General features: G+C 42.2%; 19 protein-coding genes. 8 read left to right on the top strand and 11 right to left on the bottom strand.

Features of this window, described 5'->3' with window-relative positions; all coding sequences use genetic code 11:
• The first annotated feature begins 201 nt into the window (after positions 1 to 201).
• The 3 genes from L4C35_RS00720 (at position 202) to L4C35_RS00710 (ending at position 2952) form a co-directional block, all read left to right on the top strand.
• Positions 202 to 1146 (top strand): SPFH domain-containing protein, encoded by a 945-nt coding sequence (locus L4C35_RS00720; protein ID WP_428461082.1) that lies wholly within the window; start codon positions 202 to 204, stop codon positions 1144 to 1146.
• Between the two features lie 15 nt (positions 1147 to 1161).
• On the top strand, positions 1162 to 1635 hold the full coding sequence (locus tag L4C35_RS00715; RefSeq protein WP_428461081.1) for an NfeD family protein: 474 nt from the start codon (positions 1162 to 1164) through the stop codon (positions 1633 to 1635).
• A gap of 237 nt (positions 1636 to 1872) precedes the next feature.
• On the top strand, positions 1873 to 2952 hold the full coding sequence (locus L4C35_RS00710) for a ParB/Srx family N-terminal domain-containing protein (RefSeq protein WP_428461080.1): 1080 nt from the start codon (positions 1873 to 1875) through the stop codon (positions 2950 to 2952).
• Positions 2953 to 3002: 50 nt separating this feature from the next.
• On the opposite strand, the gene L4C35_RS00705 is transcribed toward L4C35_RS00710, so the two are convergent.
• The 3 genes from L4C35_RS00705 to L4C35_RS00695 all read right to left on the bottom strand — a co-directional run bounded on the left by L4C35_RS00705 (position 3003) and on the right by L4C35_RS00695 (position 6053).
• Positions 3003 to 3455, bottom strand: a complete 453-nt coding sequence (locus tag L4C35_RS00705) for a YaiI/YqxD family protein (protein ID WP_428461079.1) — start codon at positions 3453 to 3455, stop codon at positions 3003 to 3005.
• Between the two features lie 102 nt (positions 3456 to 3557).
• Positions 3558 to 5153, bottom strand: a complete 1596-nt coding sequence (locus tag L4C35_RS00700) for an ABC-F family ATPase (protein WP_428461078.1) — start codon at positions 5151 to 5153, stop codon at positions 3558 to 3560.
• Between the two features lie 276 nt (positions 5154 to 5429).
• Entirely contained in the window at positions 5430 to 6053 is a 624-nt protein-coding gene (locus tag L4C35_RS00695; RefSeq protein WP_428461077.1) for a PEP-CTERM sorting domain-containing protein, read from the bottom strand.
• A 166-nt stretch (positions 6054 to 6219) separates the two neighbouring features.
• Here L4C35_RS00695 and L4C35_RS00690 point away from each other — a divergent pair, with 166 nt between their 5' ends.
• Together L4C35_RS00690 and L4C35_RS00685 are read left to right on the top strand one after the other, a co-directional pair.
• Positions 6220 to 7344, top strand: a complete 1125-nt coding sequence (locus L4C35_RS00690) for an anhydro-N-acetylmuramic acid kinase (RefSeq protein ID WP_428461076.1) — start codon at positions 6220 to 6222, stop codon at positions 7342 to 7344.
• Positions 7345 to 7789: 445 nt separating this feature from the next.
• A complete protein-coding gene (locus tag L4C35_RS00685; RefSeq protein WP_428461075.1) occupies positions 7790 to 9226 on the top strand; it encodes a glyceraldehyde-3-phosphate dehydrogenase in 1437 nt (478 codons plus the stop codon).
• Between the two features lie 71 nt (positions 9227 to 9297).
• Here the strand turns inward: L4C35_RS00685 and L4C35_RS00680 are convergent, their stop codons facing one another.
• Positions 9298 to 9723 (bottom strand): hypothetical protein, encoded by a 426-nt coding sequence (locus L4C35_RS00680; RefSeq protein ID WP_428461074.1) that lies wholly within the window; start codon positions 9721 to 9723, stop codon positions 9298 to 9300.
• 207 nt (positions 9724 to 9930) lie between these two features.
• Complete coding sequence (gene ppsA, locus L4C35_RS00675) at positions 9931 to 12300, bottom strand: phosphoenolpyruvate synthase (protein ID WP_428461073.1); 2370 nt, start codon at positions 12298 to 12300, stop codon at positions 9931 to 9933.
• 186 nt (positions 12301 to 12486) lie between these two features.
• Between ppsA and ppsR the strand changes: the two genes are divergently transcribed.
• Both ppsR and L4C35_RS00665 read left to right on the top strand, forming a co-directional pair.
• Positions 12487 to 13320, top strand: coding sequence for a posphoenolpyruvate synthetase regulatory kinase/phosphorylase PpsR (gene ppsR / locus L4C35_RS00670; protein ID WP_428461072.1), 834 nt, complete (start codon positions 12487 to 12489; stop codon positions 13318 to 13320).
• 259 nt (positions 13321 to 13579) lie between these two features.
• Positions 13580 to 14269: a hypothetical protein gene (locus L4C35_RS00665; RefSeq protein ID WP_428461071.1), complete on the top strand. Its 690-nt coding sequence runs from the start codon at positions 13580 to 13582 to the stop codon at positions 14267 to 14269.
• Positions 14270 to 14578: 309 nt separating this feature from the next.
• Here L4C35_RS00665 and fruA read toward each other — a convergent pair whose 3' ends face one another.
• The 3 genes from fruA to fruB all read right to left on the bottom strand — a co-directional run bounded on the left by fruA (position 14579) and on the right by fruB (position 18457).
• Positions 14579 to 16312: a PTS fructose transporter subunit IIBC gene (gene fruA / locus L4C35_RS00660; RefSeq protein ID WP_428461070.1), complete on the bottom strand. Its 1734-nt coding sequence runs from the start codon at positions 16310 to 16312 to the stop codon at positions 14579 to 14581.
• A gap of 88 nt (positions 16313 to 16400) precedes the next feature.
• Positions 16401 to 17339 carry a 1-phosphofructokinase gene (gene pfkB / locus L4C35_RS00655; RefSeq protein ID WP_428461069.1) on the bottom strand — a complete coding sequence of 313 codons (939 nt, stop codon included), beginning with the start codon at positions 17337 to 17339 and terminating at the stop codon, positions 16401 to 16403.
• The gene (fruB, locus tag L4C35_RS00650) at positions 17339 to 18457 is read right to left on the bottom strand and encodes a fused PTS fructose transporter subunit IIA/HPr protein (RefSeq protein WP_428461068.1); all 1119 of its coding nucleotides are present in this window, start codon (positions 18455 to 18457) and stop codon (positions 17339 to 17341) included. The genes pfkB and fruB overlap by 1 nt, the downstream gene beginning before the upstream one ends.
• A 329-nt stretch (positions 18458 to 18786) precedes the next feature.
• Between fruB and cra the strand changes: the two genes are divergently transcribed.
• The gene (gene cra, locus L4C35_RS00645; protein WP_428461067.1) at positions 18787 to 19770 is read left to right on the top strand and encodes a catabolite repressor/activator; all 984 of its coding nucleotides are present in this window, start codon (positions 18787 to 18789) and stop codon (positions 19768 to 19770) included.
• A 72-nt stretch (positions 19771 to 19842) separates the two neighbouring features.
• Here cra and L4C35_RS00640 read toward each other — a convergent pair whose 3' ends face one another.
• From L4C35_RS00640 to L4C35_RS00630, 3 genes are all read right to left on the bottom strand, one after another.
• Entirely contained in the window at positions 19843 to 20151 is a 309-nt protein-coding gene (locus L4C35_RS00640) for a hypothetical protein (protein ID WP_428461066.1), read from the bottom strand.
• Between the two features lie 193 nt (positions 20152 to 20344).
• Entirely contained in the window at positions 20345 to 21163 is an 819-nt protein-coding gene (locus tag L4C35_RS00635; RefSeq protein WP_428461065.1) for a helix-turn-helix domain-containing protein, read from the bottom strand.
• A complete protein-coding gene (locus L4C35_RS00630; RefSeq protein WP_428461064.1) occupies positions 21111 to 21932 on the bottom strand; it encodes an EAL domain-containing protein in 822 nt (273 codons plus the stop codon). Before L4C35_RS00630 ends, L4C35_RS00635 begins: the two co-directional genes overlap by 53 nt.
• Positions 21933 to 22010 lie beyond the last annotated feature (78 nt).

The raw sequence follows: 22010 nt of genomic DNA, 5'->3' as shown, positions 1-22010 counted from the left end.
CTTTATGACTCACCCGCTTTATCTCAAATCTACCCTTTTATCATTCGCCACAATCTCAGCGCTGGTATCCACCCCGGTTCTTTTTCTAATCTAAGTTTTTGATCGCGTTTTACGATTTAATTGCCTACTTAACTAGACCTCTGATGACTCTTTTCGGTAAAGTAATAAAACGCAATTCAATTTATTATTAGAAGAGTCAATATGGACATTATCGAACTATTACCAAACCTGTTTAATGGCTGGATATTCCTTGCCATTTTTATCATCATTTTCATTCGCTCATCCGTCAAATTTGTACCACAAAACTCCGCATTTATTGTCGAGCGTTTTGGTAAGTACAACAAAACAATGGAAGCAGGTTTAAACTTCATCATTCCTTTTATCGATCGCATTGCTTATACGCGCTCGTTAAAGGAGCAGGCATACGATGTTCCGCAACAATCCGCCATTACTAAAGACAATATCTCACTTGTTGTTGATGGTGTGCTGTACTTAAAAGTACTTGATCCTGCAAAAGCCTGCTACGGGGTTGATGACTATGTATTCTCAGTGACCCAGCTAGCGCAAACAACCATGCGTAGTGAAGTCGGTAAGCTTGAACTCGATAAAACCTTCGAGGAACGCGAAAACCTCAATACTGCGATTGTATCCTCTATCAACGAAGCCTCTGAACCTTGGGGTGTACAGGTACTACGTTATGAGATTAAAGATATTGAGCCACCACGCTCGGTACTTGATGCAATGGAACGCCAAATGAAGGCCGAACGTGAAAAACGTGCGGTTATTTTAGAGTCTGAAGGTCAACGTCAATCAGACATCAATATTGCCGAAGGTGAAAAGCAAGCCCGCGTATTAGCCGCAGAAGCAGAGCGTTCAGAGCAAGTATTAAAAGCTGAAGGTGAAGCACAAGCCATTCTAGCCGTTGCTCAAGCGCAAGCAGAGGCGATTGAAGTCGTAGGTCGTACCGCATCCACAGAGGAAGGCCAAAAAGCGATACAGCTAGAGCTCGCAGGCAAAGCAATTGAAGCAAAACTGGCTATCGCTAAAGAATCGTCGGTGGTTCTGCTTCCCGACAGCCAATCGAATGCGTCGACAATGGTTGCTGAAGCAATGACAATCATTAATAAGCTTAACCAAAGTAAGTAATTAAAGGTAAATGGTATGGATGTTTTTGGTATTAGCCCTGCACAGTTAACCATTATTGTTGGCTTGATATTGCTCTCTGTTGAGACGTTAATATTAGGTCTATCAACCATAGTGCTATTAGCTGTCGGTGTTGCAGCGGTTATCGTGGGAAGTCTTGCATGGGCGGGCATACTGCCAGAGACATTTTTAAGCCTTGTCAGTGCAACCGGTATTAGCGCAGGTCTTATCACTGTCTTACTATGGAAACCTCTTAAGCGATTACAGCAAAGTAAAGTGGAAAGTAGTAATGTTCACAGTGACTTTATGGGTCTGACTTTCACTCTGAATTCGGCATTAAGTGCGCAGGATAACCCAGTATACGTTAAACACTCGGGCGTCCAATGGCAGCTATTGCTAGATCCAACATCCACTGAACAAGAGCTTCCAGCAGGAAGTACCGTCAAAGTTGTCAGCGTTGCTGTCGGCAAATTCACCGTTAAGGCATGCTAAGTCATACCAATTAAGCCTTGCTGCTTTCGGCGGTGTTAGCTTTTTAACACCGCCTCGTTATTTAGACTCTTCTTTCTTTTCTCTCCCGCACGATAGAGCTTTGCTAAACTCACAGCAGTTCACGCAATAAAGGCCTTGATTATGATTGCAGATCATACTGTGCATGTTCTACGGGTAGCTTCTCCGCGTTTTTTATCCATTCAACACAATCAGCTGTGCCAATTTTTGAGGCTGGCTATGCTCGCTAGTTTACGCTTATTCCTGTTATTGCTACCCTCCCTCTCTTTTTCAACGCTCGCCGATAAGATCTCTTACGCTGAGCTGAAAAATGGTGACGTAATAACCGTGACGCTCGACCAACTGCTACCGACCCAAGCAGTGATGAGTTACGACAAAGAGTATGCGCTGCTTTACCACTACAAGAAGAACGAAAAGAATGTTTTTGGCGCGCTTTGCAAATTGAATGGTGGAGGCAAACTAAAAAAATGGGATGAGAACTCTTCACCTACTGATCTTGAAAGCTACACTTGCTCTAAAAAACTCGGTTCACAAACGAAAGATTTAGCCAGTGTCGTGGTTGGCCCTGAAGAAGGGTTACTCTACCTCACAACCCAGCATCACCTACTCTCTAGTTTTTGGGATATGCCTAACGGCGGAACCAGTGTACCTATTAACCTTAAAGTCACTTTCAATTTACTGGGCTCTGGTGATGATTTCTGGCCTGAGATGAGTAACGATAATGAGGTCTGGCTATTTGATAATAAAGGAAAAAAACTATCTCCATCTGACTTACCTGACTTCATTGGATCCAAGCAACTAAAAGAAGATAAATACTTGTCGCTCGCCTATTTCCTGCAAGGAATTAGCTATGATTTACCACAGAAAAAAACTGATCCAAACACCAAAGAACCTTATCCGCGTGTTCCCTATCTTGCATTACAGTGGTCTCTCACTTTGCGTAAAAAAATGAATGCCGATGAGTATAACTTTAACAATCGTGATGAATTTGCCGCCGCATTAACAGAAGCTGCCACTGTTATGGTCGATCTAGCCAGCGATGAAAAAATTGGGAAAACAGAGCTACCCGCGACTGCGATGGGAAAATTTATGGACGTTGACTCAAAAGCATTAGAAACAATGTTAACAAGCAAGAAGTCTGAGTGGTACGCTGCAACCGAATACCGAATTGCCAAGAAGAAAAAAGCCACGCCAAAAAAACTATTAGAAGAACAGGAAAAAGCAGCGAAAGAAGCCTCTGCTAATAAAGAGGATAACAAAGACAAGAAAGAGAAAGAGAAAGAGAAAGAGAAAGAATAATTCAGCAAAATAACGAGCTTATTATAAGCCCGTTAAAACAAGAAGGAATGCTACTTTTTAAAGTTTTTCGCTACAAATGTATCTAATTTATTTGCGAAATTTTGACGGTCAGACTGGCTTAATGGTGGAGGCCCACCCGTTTGTACGCCTGAACTCCGCATTGTATCCATGAAATCACGCATCTGCAGGCGCTGCTTTATCGTTTCTTTGGTATATAGCTCACCACGTGGATTAAGGGCATGCCCATCTTTAGTGATAACTTCATCGGCTAGTGGTATATCAGCAGTGATAACAAGATCACCCGCTTCGACCTGCTGCACAATAAAATCATCCGCAACATCAAAGCCACTTTCGACTTGTAGCGAACGAATATGCGGTGACGGTGGTACGCGTACATGGTGATTTGCCACCAGCGTTACAGATACACCGACACGGTTAGCCACTCGAAATAAAATTTCTTTAATTACATTTGGACACGCATCTGCATCTACCCAAATTTTCATCTTATTCTCCAAAGCGTTGCAATTGGTATGAATATAATCACAATTAAACCATAGACAGAAAAAAGCCGCCTAAATTGGCGGCTCTTATTCAGCAAACAGCTATTAGCCTGTTAGGCCTTGTTTACGTAAATATTCATCGTAAGAACCGTGGAAATCTTCAACACCGTTCTTAGTAATTTCAATGATACGTGTCGCAACCGATGATACAAACTGACGATCATGAGATACAAACATCAATGTACCTTTGAAGTTTTCAAGCGCTAAGTTAAGTGCTTCGATTGACTCCATGTCCATGTGGTTTGTTGGTTCGTCCATTAGTAGGATGTTTGGTCGTTGCATAATAAGCTTACCAAACAACATACGACCTTGCTCACCACCAGAAATTACTTTTACAGATTTCTTAATGTCATTTTGTGAGAACAGCATACGACCTAGGATACCGCGAACAACTTGCTCGTCATCACCTTCTTTTTTCCACTGACCCATCCAGTCAAGTAGTGTCATATCTTGTTCAAAATCAGCGCTGTGATCCTGAGCATAGAAACCAATGTTATGGTTTTCAGACCACTTAACCATGCCTTCCATTGGTTCCATTACACCCGCTAGCGTGTTTAGGAATGTTGATTTACCGATACCATTCTCACCGATGATAGCGATACGCTCACCCACTTCAACCATTAGGTTTACACCATTGATCAAAATGTTTTCGCCGTAGCCTTGTTTTAGGCCTTCAACTTCTAATGCATTACGGAAAAGTGGCTTTTCCTGATCAAAACGAATGAACGGAGACTGACGGCTTGATGCCTTCACTTCGCTCAATTGAATTTTATCAAGTTGCTTCTGACGAGAAGTTGCTTGCTTCGCTTTAGATGCGTTAGCAGAGAAACGGCTTACGAACGTTTGTAGTTCAGCAATCTGTGCTTTCTTCTTCGCATTATCAGCGTGAAGCTGTTCACGTGCCTGCTCAGCAGCCATCATGTATTCGTCATAGTTACCAGGGAATAGGCGAAGTTCACCGTAATCCAAGTCAGCCATGTGTGTACAAACACTGTTTAGGAAGTGACGGTCGTGCGAGATGATGATCATTGTACAGTTACGTGCCAACAGGATCTCTTCTAACCAGCTAATTGTGTGAATGTCCAAGTTGTTCGTTGGTTCGTCAAGAAGCATTACTTCAGGGTCTGCGAATAAAACTTGCGCCAAAAGTACACGAACTTTAAGGCCAGGAGCAACTTCGCTCATTAAGCCAAAGTGTTGCTCTTCTGGAATACCAAGACCAAGAAGTAACTCACCTGCACGTGCTTCTGCAGAGTAACCGTCCATTTCCGCGAATTCAGTTTCAAGATCGCCAACACGCATACCATCTTCATCAGACATTTCTGGTAGAGAGTAAATGTGATCACGTTCTTCTTTTACTTTCCAAAGCTCTTTGTGACCCATAATAACGGTATCAACAACTGAGTACTCTTCGAAAGCAAACTGATCCTGACCTAACTTAGCCATACGCTCGTTAGGATCGAGTGAAACAGTACCGCCTGATTGCTCTAATTCGCCGCCAAGGATTTTCATGAACGTTGACTTACCGCAGCCATTCGCACCGATAAGGCCGTAGCGGTTACCGCCACCGAATTTAACTGAAATGTTTTCAAACAATGGCTTATCGCCAAACTGCATTGTAATGTTAGCTGTAGAAATCAATGTACTGTTCCAAATTGATTGATGTATCAAGCATTAAAAAAGCCGCCATGATGGTGGCAGCTTCAATTTGTATGTTCATCTAAGTACGCAGAACTAAGATAATTCTCATTACTTAGAGAGTGTTCTTGCCATGACTTAGAGATAATGGAGCGCATTATAACAGAAATCGTGAGCTGCATCACCCCTAATTCGAACGATAAACTAAAACCGCGACACAAGTGCAGCGGTTTATATAAATCAAACAAAGTTGTTAATATTTAGAAGGCTGTCGTTTGATTATGCTTGGTTTTTACGACGACGAGAGAAACCTAACCCCATTAAACCTAAACCAAATAGTGCCATTGATGCAGGCTCTGGCACATCGGTAATAACGCGAATCCAGTCACCAGGCTGTGTCACTCGCATAGAAACGGTTAGCTTATCACCATTAATTGTATAGCTATCGCTCCCTTCCATACCACGAGCACCAAATGCACCAGGGTAAATCGTTCCTACTGCGCCAAATAGGCTATTACTTGCAGCTTCTAAGTTACCACCCGAATCTGACATAACGCCTAAAATATTGCCATCAAACGTCCACTCAACACCCAGATGGGACAACACACCTTTCACATTTGTTGCTTTATTTAGGAAAATCATGTGACTTGCGACATTAGTACCCTGGGCAATCGTTCCGCCATCAACAGCTAAATCAGCCGCCAACGAAACAAGTTGCTGCTCATTGAACCCCTGCTGAGCCTGATTTGTGACGGCAGTATCGGTCACTAGTGCAGGAGGCGGTGTAATTTGACCAGAAAAACCAGCAGAAGAAGTACCAGAACTTACTGAAATAATCGTAGCACTTGCATTAGCGGCAAAAAAAGATGATGTAACTAGAGCTGCAATAGTTAACTTTTTCATGATAATCCCTCAAATATTATTAAGAAGTTGCACATTAGAGTAAGCAAAAGAGATACCACTTTTTTTAAATCTTCTTTTTCAATAAGTTGAAATATAATGACGCGACAATAGGCTGCAATGTGTAAAATAAACTGACGTTTTCTACGTCCCTAACAGGTATCAAACAATGACTGAAAAATACATAGGCCTCATGTCTGGCACCAGTATGGATGGTGTAGATGCGGTTATAGTAGAAATAGATTCCACGAAAACGCATTTAATCGAATCAATCAGCTTTCCAATAGGGGAAAACCTCAAGCGTTCATTATTGGAAGTCTGCCTTGGCCAGCCAACGAATCTGCAAACCATCGGCGAACTCGATCATCGTTTAGGCCACTTATTTGCCGATGCTGTTAACGCTCTGCTAGCTAAAGCACAGATACAGCCTGAAGAAGTCTGTGCAATTGGTAGTCATGGACAAACTGTATTTCATGCCCCGGAATGCGAATACGCATTTACGATGCAACTCGGCGATGCCAATATCATTTCAGCAAAAACAGGAATTTGCACCGTCGCTGACTTTAGACGCAAAGATATGGCCTTTGGTGGGCAAGGCGCCCCGTTAGTGCCCGCTTTTCACCAACAGTTATTTAGCAGCCCAGATACTTCGCGTGTTATTTTAAACATCGGCGGCATTTCAAATATTACGGTACTGCAGCCAGATCAGCACGTTGTTGGTTACGATACAGGTCCAGGGAATATGCTGATGGACGCTTGGATAGCACAGCATCATGATCAAGCGTTTGACAAAGATGCAGCATGGGCACTAACAGGCGCTATCAACACTAAACTTTTAACACGCCTGCTTACTGAGCCATTCCTTGCGTTATCAGCCCCCAAAAGCACTGGGCGTGAACTCTTTAATCTTCCTTGGTTGCAGAAGCATCTCGATGATCTACTCACTGAGGAGCAGCGCCTTATCTCGCCACAAGATGTACAAGCTACATTGGTAGAATTTACGGCCCAAACCATCGCTAACGATGTACGTACTTTTACACACCCAACTCTCCCTAATGAACTGCTCGTGTGCGGTGGTGGTGTGCATAACCCACTCTTGATCACTCGACTTCAAGCAGCGTTGCCACAGTGGCAGATCTTGAGTACGTCAGAGCGCGGGGTCGATAGCGATAACCTGGAAGCGATGGCCTTTGCATGGTTGGCTTATCGAACTTTGCATCATTTACCGGGTAACCTACCTGATGTTACAGGTGCAACTCATGCGATTACTTTAGGCGCTATATATCCAGCTTAGTAAAATTGAAACCATCACTGTAATGAACTCAATCACCAGTAAGGCTATCTCATTATCGCTAGCCTTACTTTCATGTTAGCTAAACCTCGCATCTGCCTTTCTGAACAAGCGCCAAGCCTTTATATCGTTAGTTTTATCAGCTAAGTCTGTAGCATCTTTTATTTTGCGTTTTTATTACAAGCAGCAACTTGATGAAATATAAGACTTTCCCTTAAATGCATAGTGAAAAATAAGTCTCTTGTTACAGCACAATAAAGACGTCCTACAAAAATAAATTGCGAGTTTGATCACGCGACAAAACAGCCTAAGATCACAATTATAACTGCTTAATTTTACTAGGTTAAAAACGACGCAAACGTTACACTTTCTGCCATAAAAACAACATAGCTTCATGCAGGTTCCCGCCTGCTTCATTCCCCCAAAAACGTGAAAGGTCCTAGTAAAGATGAGTCCGGAAAAATACCTTCTTGATTGGCAAACTAGCCAAACGAATTCAGAATCCATCTCACCACTTCTTGGTCAACTGTACCGACAGAAAGGTGTCGAAATCTTACTGTTTGGTCGTCAATTGGTTAACGCTTCAACTGTCGATATTATCAAAGCGCACCGTGTGGCACGTAAGTACACAGGTGAGGCTTTATCACCAGCTCAAACGCTTCCACTGATTCAGCAAATGACTGAGTTAGATTTATCACCTTGTCGAATCGATGTCGGTCAACTTGCTTACGAATATTGGAAGAATCAAGATGATGAAAACGGTCTAAAAGACTTTCTTCAAACCGCACTAGCTGAATCACTAAGCAGCACCCAATCACTGGAATCTCGTGATGTTGTACTTTACGGCTTTGGTCGTATTGGGCGCCTTTTAGCGCGACTGCTTATTGAAAAAAGTGGCGCGGGTTACCCACTTCGCCTAAAAGCAATCGTTGTTCGTGGCGGTAAGCACGGTGATTTAGAGAAACGTGCGAGCTTACTTCGTCGTGATTCGGTACATGGTCCATTCAACGGTAGCATTACGGTTGATGAAGAACGCAAAGCCATCATTGTCAATGGTAACTTCATTCAAGTGATTTATGCGAATAGCCCTGCTGATGTTGATTACACCCAATATGGCATCAACAATGCGCTTGTTGTTGATAACACAGGTATTTGGCGTGATAGTGAAGGCTTAGGCAATCACCTAGCATGTCCTGGTACAAGTAAAGTACTACTCACGGCACCGGGTAAAGGTGACATCAAAAATATCGTATTTGGTGTTAATGAATCCGTTATTCAGCCTGAAGACACCATCATCTCAGCAGCGAGCTGTACAACGAACGCCATTACACCTGTACTTAAAGCAGTAAACGATAAGTATGGTGTCGTGTCTGGCCACATTGAAACCGTACACTCATACACCAATGATCAGAACTTAATCGATAATTTCCACTCAGGTGATAGACGCGGTCGTTCTGCATCTTTAAATATGGTGCTAACTTCAACGGGCGCTGCTAAAGCCGTTGCTAAAGCGCTACCTGAACTTGCAGGCAAGCTATCTGGGAACTCAATTCGCGTTCCAACACCCAATGTCTCAATGGCAGTTGCTAACCTGAACCTTAACGAGAATGTCACTGCAGAAGAAATGAACCATTATCTTCGTGAAATGGCACTTAACTCGCCGCTTTCTGGCCAAATTGATTTCACAGATTCGACCGAAGTTGTGTCTAGCGATATTGTGGGTTCACGTGTTGCAGGCGTTGTCGATGGTGTTGCGACCATAGCGCAAGATAATCGTTGTGTACTCTACATTTGGTACGATAACGAGTTCGGTTATAGCTGCCAAGTTGTTCACTGTATGGAACAAATGATGGGTGTACGCTACAAAACCTATCCCGCTAAGTAAAACACTGTACTTATAATAATAACTAAACCTCTTGCCTATTTACCGCTCTGAATATTCAGGGCGGTTTTTCGTTATAGCTTTGGCTGAACGCTCGAATAGATTTCTTTCAACGTACTGTACTCATTTTTGGTGCAGCAACGTACAAGTGATACCCATTGGTCACCAGTTTCATCACACCCTCGAAACTCCGCACGCAATTCGTATTTCTTAAATGATAGCAGTGCGATAAACAACGAAACTATGAGTGCCAAAAAGCCAAATTGAGGTACAAAAGCCCACGTTGCAGCAGACAAGGCAAATACAATTGACGCTAACCGAACGAGATTATCTTTTACACTTAACTTACGTATTTGCAGCTGTTTTATCTTACTTAACTTATAGCTATCACCTCTAACAACCAGATCGCGTGAAGTAATATCAAAATCGGCATCACTGTAAACATGGCGAAATAGCACCACATCGATCCAACGTTTTCCTTCTGATTTTGCCTTAACCACCTTCTTTTCTCCATGTTATTAAAGGTTTGAAAAAATTAATATAATCATGAAGTAAGTCATCGGTTACCTCTTTATATGCCAAGTCGTAATTAAGATCAACTTTCTGCATGTAAATCTGTATGAGAAAAAATATCATTGATGGGGTTAATATTGATATAAAAAAACCCGCATCGCTGCGGGTTTTATTGTTAGTAGATTATCGGCTAATTAAACATCTTTCTTACCGAGGTGTAGCCATGTTTCAACAACGGTATCTGGGTTTAGCGATACAGAGTCAATCCCCTGCTCCATCAACCAGTCCGCTAAATCTTCATGGTCTGAAGGGCCCTGACCACAAATACCCACGTATTTCCCTGCCTTGTTTGCAGCTTTGATCGCCATAGAAAGCATAGCTTTTACTGCGTCATTACGTTCATCAAACATGTGGGCGATTTCACCAGAATCTCGATCAAGACCAAGTGTAAGCTGCGTCATATCGTTCGAGCCAATCGAGAAGCCATCAAAGTACTTCAAGAAGTCTTCCGCCAAGATAGCGTTAGAAGGTAGCTCACACATCATGATGACTTTAAGGCCTTCTTCACCACGGCGTAAGTCAAATTTCGCAAGCAGATCAATGACCGAAGCGGCTTCGCTAACCGTGCGAACAAATGGGATCATAATCTCGACATTTTTCAGCCCCATTTTATTACGTACACGCTTAATGGCTTCACACTCTAGTGCAAAACAATCTTGGAATTGTTCAGACACGTAGCGTGATGCACCGCGGAAACCAAGCATTGGGTTTTCTTCTGTAGGTTCGAAGTTAACCCCACCCACCAAGTTACGGTATTCGTTTGACTTAAAGTCAGACATACGAACGATAACGCGTTTTGGCCAGAATGCCGACGCAAGCGTTGAAATACCTTCTGTTAGTTTTTGAATGTAAAACTCAACAGGGCTTTCATAACCCGCGATACGGTGGTCAATTTCTGCTTTTAACTCATCAGATTGTTGATCGTAGTTCAGTAATGCTTTCGGGTGAATACCGATCATCTTATTGATGATGAACTCTAAACGAGCAAGACCAACACCTTCGTTTGGAATACAAGCGAAATCAAATGCACGGTCTGGGTTACCCACGTTCATCATAACTTTCAAAGGCAGTTCAGGCAGTGAATCAACTTCTGAACGGCGAATTTCAAAGTCTAACTCACCTTCATAAATAAAGCCGGTTTCACCTTGCGCACAAGAAACAGTGACCTGCTGACCATCTACTAACTGCTCAGTCGCTTTACCACACCCCACAACAGCAGGAATACCAAGTTCACGTGCAATAATCGCAGCATGACAGGTACGGCCACCACGGTTAGTGACGATAGCAGAGGCTTTTTTCATCACAGGTTCCCAATCTGGGTCTGTCATGTCAGCGACTAATACGTCACCGTCTTTTACTTGATCCATTTGATCAAGACTGGTGACAACACGAACAACGCCCGTACCAATACGCTGGCCAATCGCTCGACCCTCAATAATGGCTTGTGCTTGCGCATTTAAATGGAAACGCTCCATCACATTTTGATCATCACGCGAACGTACTGTTTCAGGGCGGGCTTGAACAATCAAGAGTTCGCCAGTTACGCCATCTTTCGCCCACTCGATGTCCATCGGACGGCCGTAGTGTTTTTCAATGATCAGCGCTTGTTTCGCCAACTCTTCAATTTCAGCATCAGTTAAAGAGAACTGGGTACGTTCTTCTACCGATGTCTCAATTGTTTCAACTTGCGTACCTAGCTCTTCACCGCCAGCGTACACCATTTTGATCATTTTCGATCCAATCGTACGACGCACAACTGCTGAGTTACCAGCAGCTAAGGTTGGCTTATGTACATAAAACTCATCAGGGTTAACTGCGCCCTGAACAACCATTTCACCCAAGCCCCAAGAAGATGTAATAAATACAACTTGGTCAAAGCCAGACTCAGTATCCAGAGTGAACATCACGCCTGACGATGCTATGTCAGAACGAACCATACGTTGAATACCCGCAGACAATGCAACACCCTGGTGTTCAAAGCCTTGGTGCACACGGTATGAGATTGCACGGTCATTAAACAAAGATGCAAAAACATGCTTAACCGCTTCAATAACAGAATCAATGCCACGTACGTTTAGGAAGGTTTCTTGTTGACCTGCAAATGAAGCATCGGGTAAATCTTCTGCTGTCGCAGATGAGCGCACCGCAACAGATAACATTTCGTCACCTTCACCAAGTTCAGCGTAGCAACGACGAATATCTTCCTCTAAATCGGCAGGGAAAGGCGCTTCATGAACCCAGCCACGAATGGTTTCACCAGCCGCTTTCAGCGCGTTTACATCTTCAACATCCAACTTATCAAGTAGCTGATAGATACGATCATTCAACCCATCAGCTTCTAAAAAAGCATTAAAAGCAAACGATGTTGTTGCATAACCATTGGGTACCTTCACACCAGCGTTCGCCAAATTCGCGACCATTTCGCCGAGTGATGCGTTCTTTCCACCTACTTTGTCAACGTCATTCATTGATAAAGCGTCATACCAAACAACATTCTGTTGCACGGGGAAGTCTCCTTGTATTGGATACAGCAGTAATTAAGAATATAGCCACCAAGGCAAACGTTTGCATTAAGTCACAAAAAAATACACACGTTGCAGGGTTGATCTGGAGGATATTCCTTTTTAGGTTATTGTAATAACTCTGATACCTCACACGATTACAAAATAATTTTAAGGATTCAACTTTTTATGCAGCGCAAAACTCAATTTCGTGACGTATTTTACGTTTCTGACGGTACTGCAATCACATCTGAGACGCTTGGACACGCTGTTTTAGGCCAATTTCCTTTAGAAACTAAGCAAATGACATTGCCTTTTGTTGAAACAACAGAGCGGGCAAAATACGTAAAAAACCTTATAGAACAAGCAGGTATAAATTCAGGCGTGCAACCTATTGTCTTTTACTCTGTGGTTGTTCCTGAGGTAAAGTTAATTTTAGAACAAAGCAACGCTTTACTTTATGATGTTTTGAATGTCCTTGTTGAACCACTGCGTCAAGACCTAAACCTTGAGCCAGCGCCCAAATTACAGCGCTCGCATAGCATAAATAAAGATGCTGCAAGCTACATGGATCGTATTGCAGCTATCGAATATACCCTTGCCCACGACGATGGTATCTCACTGAATAATCTTGATCAGGCTGATATTATCCTACTTGGGGTCTCTCGATGTGGTAAAACCCCAACAAGTTTATATCTAGCAATGCAATTTGGCATTAGAGCTGTTAATTACCCTTTTATCGCAGAAGACATGAAGCGCTTAAAGCTTCCACAAGCTATTGAACCATATAGATATAAGACCTTTGGTCTAACGATTGATCCTGAGCGCCTGCACACGATTCGGCATGAACGCATGGCCGACAGCGAATACGCGAGCCAACATCAATGTGAAACTGAATTGGGTAAGGTCGAAAGCATGTTCCGACGCGAAGCCATTCCCTACTTGAATACCAGCTCACTCTCTGTGGAAGAAATTTCGACAAGGCTACTTGAATTAAGCGGTTTAAAGCGCCGTATGTGCTGATATTTCTCGGCGAGAATTAACTGGCACGTCTTTTCCCTCACTCAGCTAAGAAGTGGTCAATTTTGCCACTTCTTTATCCAACTTATTTCTCATACCTATCACCTTTTTAGTATTCTCATGAATGAGAGGCTGATTTTTAACTTTATTTCAATTAGTTAAATACAAGTTCAATTTATCCATCAGAATTCATCAAATAGGAGTGGGATCTTGCAATATGCTTACATTAGATTCATAAAATAATTACAAAAGAGGTTCTAACATGTTTAGGACAGTGCTATTAACCGCATTACCAATTGTGCTATTGGGTTGTGGTGGTTCAGGGGATGGAGACAGTGATATTGACGCAATCAGTAATGCTGTTGATGGCATAGCTCGCACACGTCAAGCCGATTTACACTTCGTAAATTCAACCAGTGAGGCTGTTGACTACCATATCCGTAACACTTTGAGTGAAAGTTCACTTTTTGCCAGCACAAACAAAGCCACGGAAAACATGGATAAAGATGTCACACCCTATATGTATCGTTGGAATGTAAGTGACAACGTCACTGTTCAATTGGGCATCCAAGACGCCAACACTAAGAGCATTACAGCCAAAATAGAGAATATGCTAATTCGTGAAAATGCCGATTTATGGGTTGTCGCTTGGTTAGATGATGCTAAAAGCAAACTCTTTAAGCTCAGTGCATTAAAACGGTCACGTTCAGATATGGCTGGTAAGTATCGCGTTCGTGTATTTAGCCAAAAAGATGCGCAAATTATTACTACTGCGTCGGTCTCAATTAATGAAGCCAAACAAGGTGTTGTCACCCCTTACATAACCGTCGATAACTGTAGTGGCGATTTATATTTTGGACCTGAGAACATTGATATATGTCAGCTTGAAATTGGCAAATCTTACCTGTTAATTACTGACGGTGAAGAGTTGTTGATGGCAGCAGAAGAGTAATAGTATTTAAGAATTACAATAATAAAGTAGTAAACATTTGGGATAATAATAACTAATGCGCTTTAGCAGTAATGCTTTTTTGAATACGCAAGGAGAGCCTACGAACATTCGCTGTATTGATTAACCCTATTCTTGATGTGCTTTGCAACTCTGTTGCGCTTGGGGAAATAAAAGAATAGCGTTTAGTGAATACAGAACAATATAAAGTAGGCAGCGGTGGCAAAAAATAGCCCCGATATCGTAGCAATATCGGGGCTTCTTTTATTTCAAATAAACAAGTTAGTGGCTAAATATCACTATGTTTATCGTTTAGGCCGTTGCTGTTTGTGTTTCATCAGCACGCTTTAAGAATGCGTAAGTCACACCCGTTACTAAAGTACCAGCCGCAATCGCAACTAAGTACATAAAGACTGGTGTGATTGCATTTGGAATAAACAGCACAAATAAGCCGCCGTGTGGTGCCATCAGTTTCGCACCAAATAGCATAGACAATGCGCCAGTTAATGCGCCACCTGCCATACAACTTGGAATCACGCGCATTGGATCGCGTGCCGCAAATGGAATTGCACCTTCAGAAATAAAACATAAGCCCAGCACAAACGATGCTTTACCCGCTTCTGATTCACTGTTCGTGAATTTACGTTTTGCAAGGAAAGTCGCTAAGCCCATACCCAATGCTGGTACCATACCCGCAGCCATAACCGCAGCCATTGGCGCATAAGTTTGTGATGCAAGTAAGCCAACACCAAAAGTATACGCCGCTTTATTTACAGGGCCACCAAGGTCGAAACACATCATACAGCCAAGAATAATACCCAAGAGCACAGCGTTTGCAGAGCCCATGTTATTGAGGAAATCCGTCAGGCCTGTCATCGCGGCAGATACAGGGCCGCCAACCACATAAATCATGATCAGGCCAGTGATTAAACTCGCGGCAAGCGGAATGATCAAAATAGGTTTAAGCGCTTCCATCGATTGTGGCAGCTTAACATTATCGGCAACCATTTTAGCGCTATAGCCCGCTAAGAAACCAGCAACGATACCACCAAGGAAACCCGCCCCTGTTGAGCTTGCTAACATACCACCAATTAAACCAGGAGCAAGACCAGGGCGATCAGCAATAGAAAATGCAATAAAGCCCGCCAGTACTGGTACCATCAAAGCAAATGCAGAACCACCACCTATGGTCATTAAAGCAGCGGCTAATGTGCCTTCCTCTTTAAATGCTTCGATGCCGAATACAAACGACAAGGCAATCGACAAGCCACCAGCTACAACAAGCGGTAACATGTGAGAAACACCCGTCATTAAGTGTTTGTATGCACCTGTTTTTTCAGTTGAAGCGCTAGCATTGCTTGATGAGCTAGCATCGTGTTGATAGGTTGTCCCTTTCGCAAAGGCATTTTCAAATTCTTGTTTCGTTTTCTTCAGTGCAAGCCCAGTACTGGTTTTGTACACCTTTTTGCCTGAAAAACGCGCCATGTCGATTTCGATATCAGCCGCAATAATCACCAGATCGGCATCGGCAATTTCGTCTTCAGTCAGTTGATTCTTCGCACCAACAGATCCACGGGTTTCAACCTTAATCTGGTGACCAAGACGCTGACCTTCTTCTTCAAGTGCTTCAGCCGCCATAAAGGTATGTGCAACACCTGTTGGACAAGCAGTGATTGCCACAATTTTCTTTGCTGCGTTTGCTCCACTTTGGCTTTCTTCAGCTTGTGGAATAACAGTCAAGGTTTCAGCTTGGTTAATCGCATTTTCTAAGTATGTTTTTGGCGATACTAAACAAGCGGCAATATCAGACTGATATACTTTTTTCGATTTAAAACGGCTCAGGTCAATTGCACGGCTAGTGGCAACAATGACATAGTCTGCTGCATCTATTTGGTCAGCCGTTAATGTATCACCACTAACTACACTCGACTGACACTCAATATTGGCTGTCCACTTTAATTCTGCTACTGCTTTTTCAAGCAAACCTGCAGCAATGACGCTATTTGCAATGCCGCTAGGGCAAGCTGTCACTATGGCTACTTTCATTATCAAAACCCTCTGATTCTTTTATTTTTTACGTAATTACATTTACGTTACTGGATAAATATATGTTGGTGTAAAGCTAACTAACGCCCTACGCGAGCTGTACTTGTTCCATACATTGCTCGACTTGCTCTAGGTTATTAACGCCCACACCCACTTGTGCCACAGCTAACGCCGATAAAGCCGTCGCAAACGTTAATGTTTGTTCTTTATTCCACTGATTTAAATGGCCCCAACACATACCAGCGACAAGCGTGTCGCCCGCACCTACTGTGCTCACGACATTCATTTTTGGTGGTTGAGCACTTAGCCAGCCATTTTGATCAAGCCACATAACACCCTGTTCACCGCGTGATACAACCACATTACTGATGCCTTGCTGTGATAGTTGCTCAGCAACTTCAGTTATTGAATCGATTGTCGTTAACGGTTTTCCAGCCCAATCAGCCAGTTCATCATCATTCGGTTTAATCAGCCAAGGCGTTGCTTCAAGCCCTTCGGTTAACGCCGCTTTTGAGCTATCAAACAGCACTTGCTTACCTTGATCTTGTAACAAACGGATCCACTGGGCGCATTTTTGTGGTGATACGCCCTGCGGTAAACTTCCTGCAAGAACAAACACATCATGGGTTTGTGCCAATGTCACCAGTGTTTGCTCGAAACGAGCGATATCTGTTTCCGTGACATTCACGCCAGGAAAATTTAGATCGGTTACTTGTCCAGACTCTTCAACAACTTTGACATTGATACGCGTCGCTCCTGCAACACGCACAAAAGCATCGTTCAAACCTAGCGATTCAAACAGCTGGCAAAACGGTTCTTGGTTATCTGCACCTAATAGGCCTGTCACCGTGACATCTGCGCCAAGTTCCGCCAGCACTTTGGCTACATTCACCCCTTTGCCAGCAGGGTGTAATGACCCTTGCTTAATTAAGTTCACACTACCTGCATTTAAGCTTGCAAGTGATCCCGTTAAATCGAGTGCAGGGTTTAAAGTAACAGTGACAACTTTAAGATTAATGGCAGACATTACTTGCCCTCCCCTAAACCATTTGCAATAGCCTCACCAATGGCTGCAAGTGCAGCATCTGCATCTGGGCCTTGTGCAACAAAATGTAATTTGTGGCTATGTTTAACGCCTAACGCGATGACTTTCATTAAACTTTTCGCATTCACCGACTTACCTTCGCCGTCTAGGTTGGCAACAAGAATATTCGATTCAAATCCTTTTGCAGTGCTTACTAACATAGCGCCAGGGCGTGCATGTAAACCGTGAGGGTTGCGGATCTGGAATGTCGCTTCAGAACCCTCTAACGTTTCTTCCGTTAGAAGTGAAACAACCTTATCGTTATCAGCCGTTAGTAGTTTATTGACTTGCTGGTTATAAAGCAGACTGGTTAAATGCTTTAGATTTTGTACGTGAGCGCTGTTACATGCCGCAACCGCTAGCAATGCATTAACCGGCTGACCATAGTGTTCAAACGGCTGTGACGGTTTAACAAAAGACAAGGTCGTACGCGTTACGGCGGTATCTGTTTTAGCCACCCATAACCCCTGACCTAAATACGTTGGCTCTGCAGCGACCATGCTTGCAACACCCTCTGTGCCCAGCGCTTGCTTATTTTTAATCATGCCCGCCGCGACAGCAGTCAATTGCAATAAATCGGTCGCAGGAAAATCAAGCTGCACTAACTGAGTATCAAAATCAGCATCGATTTGATCCTCACCGTTTAAAATGGCAATAACCCCTTCAGCGCTCTTACTCTCTTTCAGTTTTTGTTCAACCCCATCAGCAGAAAGAACCTTCGTCAGTTGTTTTAAGATCCCTAAATGTTCGTCAGATTTAGCGGCAATACCAATAGCAAGATAAACAGTCTTTCCATCTCCCCAGTTCACGCCTTGCGGAAAATGATGAATTTTGACACCCGTTTGATTTACTAGACCTCGTGTGTCTGTCGTGCCGTGTGGAATGGCAATACCATTACCTAGAAAGGTAGAGTTTTGTGCTTCACGCGCTAGCATGCCATTCACATACCCAGTCGCAACTAGGCCACTTTGCTCTAATGCACTCGCCAGTGCCTTAATTGCTTGTTCTTTATTGCCGGCAGATTGCTCTAGCTGAATATCGTTTATCGAAAGCGATAACATGTGTTCATCCTCTTACGTTTTAGTACTGCACTTAATCAAAGTCAGTCACTACACGTTGTAATACTGATAATAGTGAAACGTTCCTCTAACCTTGCATGCTCCAATTGAACCCTCGATTGAAAGCAACTTCTCGTCGCTGACACACAAGCTGAAACGATTCAGCAAAATGGTAAATTAAAAGTTTCAGCACAAAATGAGCTAGCTCTTAGTTCTGCTGAAACCTTTCAGCTGACATGCTGAATGGATTCAGCTATGATTGCAAACACTAGTAGGGTGATCAGTTATCAAATTTTGATCAACCGCACAATTATTCCTGTTAGAGATAAAAAATGACGCTAGATGAAATTGCAAAACTTGCGGGGGTGTCACGAACAACAGCAAGTTATGTTATCAATGGGAAGGCCAGTAAATACCGCATCAGTGAAAAAACACAGCTTAAAGTTATGGCGGTGGTTAATGAGCATAATTTCAGGCCAGATCATGCCGCCACTTCTTTACGCGCTGGTAGCAGTCGCTCTTTTGGCTTGATCATCCCTGATCTTGAAAACAGCAGTTATGCAAAATTAGCTAAATTACTCGAGCGCGATGCTAGAAAAGCAGGTTATCAGCTCATTATTTCATGTTCAGATGACGATGCAGATACTGAAATGAAAGTTGCGGATACCCTACTGAGTCGACGCATTGATGCGCTGATTGTGGCGAGTGCCCTACCACCCGACAATGATTTCTATAAAAAAATCCAAACTGGTGGTGTCCCTGTCATCGCGATTGACCGTGCGTTAGATGATGAAGTCTTTGCCAGCGTGATCAGTGAAGATCTAGAAGGTGCTTTTGAGCTCACTCAATCTCTACTACGCAAACCGCTTACAAGTATTGGTATTATAGGCGCCGTTAAAGATCTTGGCGTTTCAGTTGAACGTGAACAAGGATTCTTTTCTGCCCTGCGTGCGAATGCTGATGAAATCAAAGTGATAACCGCTTACGGCGATCATTTCAGCCAACAAGAAGGATTTCGCATCATCAAAGAGTGGATTGCACAAGGCACTATGCCAGATGCTATTTTGGCAACGTCTTACACGCTATTTGAAGGGATACTCGATGGATTGCTCACCCAGCCAGAGCTGCTAACCAAAACACAGCTGGCCACCTTTGGTGATAATCGATTGTTAGACTTTCTCCCCAATAAAATTCAATCTCTCCCCCAGCAATTTGAGTTGATTGCAGAAAATGCCTTAGAGCTAGCATTGAATGCAGTTGCTGGTAGGTATAGAGCGGGTGTAGAGGTTGTATCGAGGAAAATAAAAAGACGCTAATACACAGTTTTAGCAATTAACGTCTCTTTACCGCTATCAATAGGCGTAATAACTTATATTACGCCTTGTCAGTTATGCGAGTTCTGCTAACTTCTCATTCGCTTTAAGAAGTAAAGGTTCTTTCTTAGTCACACAGTAAGCGACGAATTTCTCTTTAGGCAACATCATTCGAACTGGTGCAGGAAGAAACTCGTAGCCGTTCTCGAAAAATGAATCGATATAGCCAGGTTGATTGAGTTTATCACCTGCAACAGCGACTAACTTCTCAACAAGAATAGCTTCAACTTTTGGCCAATGCGCCTGCATGATCTCATCAATATTGCTACCGCCAACTTTATCTGCTGCTAACTGAGTTGCTTTTTCTTTTAATTTACCGAACATTAGTATCACCTCTTTTTTGACGGCGGCAATATTAAATGAGTCATAATTAAAGTGTAAAATATCAATAATGTGTTTTCGTGTTAGTTAACATTAAAAGAAAATATACCTTTACAATAATAAAACACCATTTATATCAACATCCAAGGGGTAAATAAATCAACAGGCAAACATTGATTGCTCAAATGTTTTTTTATTACACCCTAACAGAACGCCTGAACTGCGATGGTGTAAGCTGATAATGCTTCTTAAATAAATTAGAAAAATAAGCCAAATTATCAAAGCCTGATTTATTAGCAACTTGAGTGATGCTCAAGTCTGAGTATGTTAAATAATCTCTTGCCTTTTTCAATTTAACATCATTGATCAGTTTCGAAAAATCAATGTCTTCTTCTTTTAATTTACGTTGTAACTTAGAGTTAGACATATTGAGTGAGCCCGCTAAATCAGCAAGCTTCCACTTACGTGATAAATCTTGGCAAATTTTATCAACGATATAATCAACAATACATTTATCACTTAATGTTCGTGTAAGTAATTGTGGTGCATAAATTGAAAGCAATTTGTATATAATTGACTGAGATAACGATGTCATCACTGTCGATTTATGAGATTCAAGTAAATGACTAACAGCGATTAAACTATCAAATTCTTCATCAAACTCATCGTCGTATCGAAAGTACATTTGTGATGCATTCGAAAATTGCTCGTACACGATGAAAGGCTTCAAGCCCTGTATTATTTGTAAAAAGTGCTCCTTTTTGAACGACAATACATCCAGTTCTGCTCGCTTATTATCTAGCGGTTTTACAGAACAAGCCACATTTGTATGGCAAGGAATGTAAATAAGCCCTTTACCGTCAATTTCATTTATTACTCCTTTCATCGATACGAAGCCAACCGCATTTTTAATTCTAATTAATTTATAATCGATGGAGTAAAAATTAGTGAGTGATGAGTCATTACACAGGGAGTGTTGCTTCACCTGCATACTCAATTCGTTGGCTTCTTTCATTATGTAATGCTTTCCAAGGCGTAAATTTCATTTTTTGTATCACTTCGTTGATGCATCTTGGGTAAGAGAAATAGTAACCTTGAGCAAATGTTTTCTCTCTACAGATTAATCGTCGTTGTAACTCCGTTTCTACCCCTTCAAATATAACCCCTTTTTTCACGTAACTTTGTAATACTGATGTTAGTGACTGCAATAGCGACTCTTCTTCCGTATTAAAGTAAAGGTATGATTTATCAACTTTTATGATATCCCATTCTATATACCCCAGAGTTAAATTTGCAACTCTTGACTGATGTAGATAGTCATCTAGCCATAGTTGATGACCATTTTTTTGAATTTTAGCTAAATTATCCATGATTTTTCTTGATTTTAAATTAACGTTTAAATCCGTAAACTCAAGGGCAATTTTCTGCGTGCAAGTGGCAAGCAACTTTTCAACAAAGCAGTCATCCTCCATGCAGCAAAGCGGCAAATTATAAGAAATTAAAGCGCGTCTTTTGGTATAAACTGTTTTTTTAAAGGAATTGATTTGCGCAATAACTAAGCTTTTTAATAGCTCAGTACCTGCAAGTTCAAAGAAATCTTCGTTATTAAGCTGATCACCAGATTGTGAAATGACTTTAGACAATGCTTCAAAAGCAACAATTTCACCACTATTCGGTATTACTATGGGTTGCAACAGAAAAGTAAGCTCAGCATATAAGCTAGGATTAAGTAATGATTCAACTCTAACGGTATTGGGCACTTCCGAAGTAATCATCTTGTGCATATTTAATACATCTTGTCGTAAATTGTTAAAGCAATTCTATTTCGCCACCTTTAAAACACCAGCAAAAACGCCCTAAAG

This window comes from Photobacterium kagoshimensis, from assembly GCF_050337045.1.
Lineage (GTDB): Bacteria > Pseudomonadota > Gammaproteobacteria > Enterobacterales > Vibrionaceae > Photobacterium > Photobacterium kagoshimensis.
This window is presented reverse-complemented; position numbering and strand designations above follow the sequence as displayed.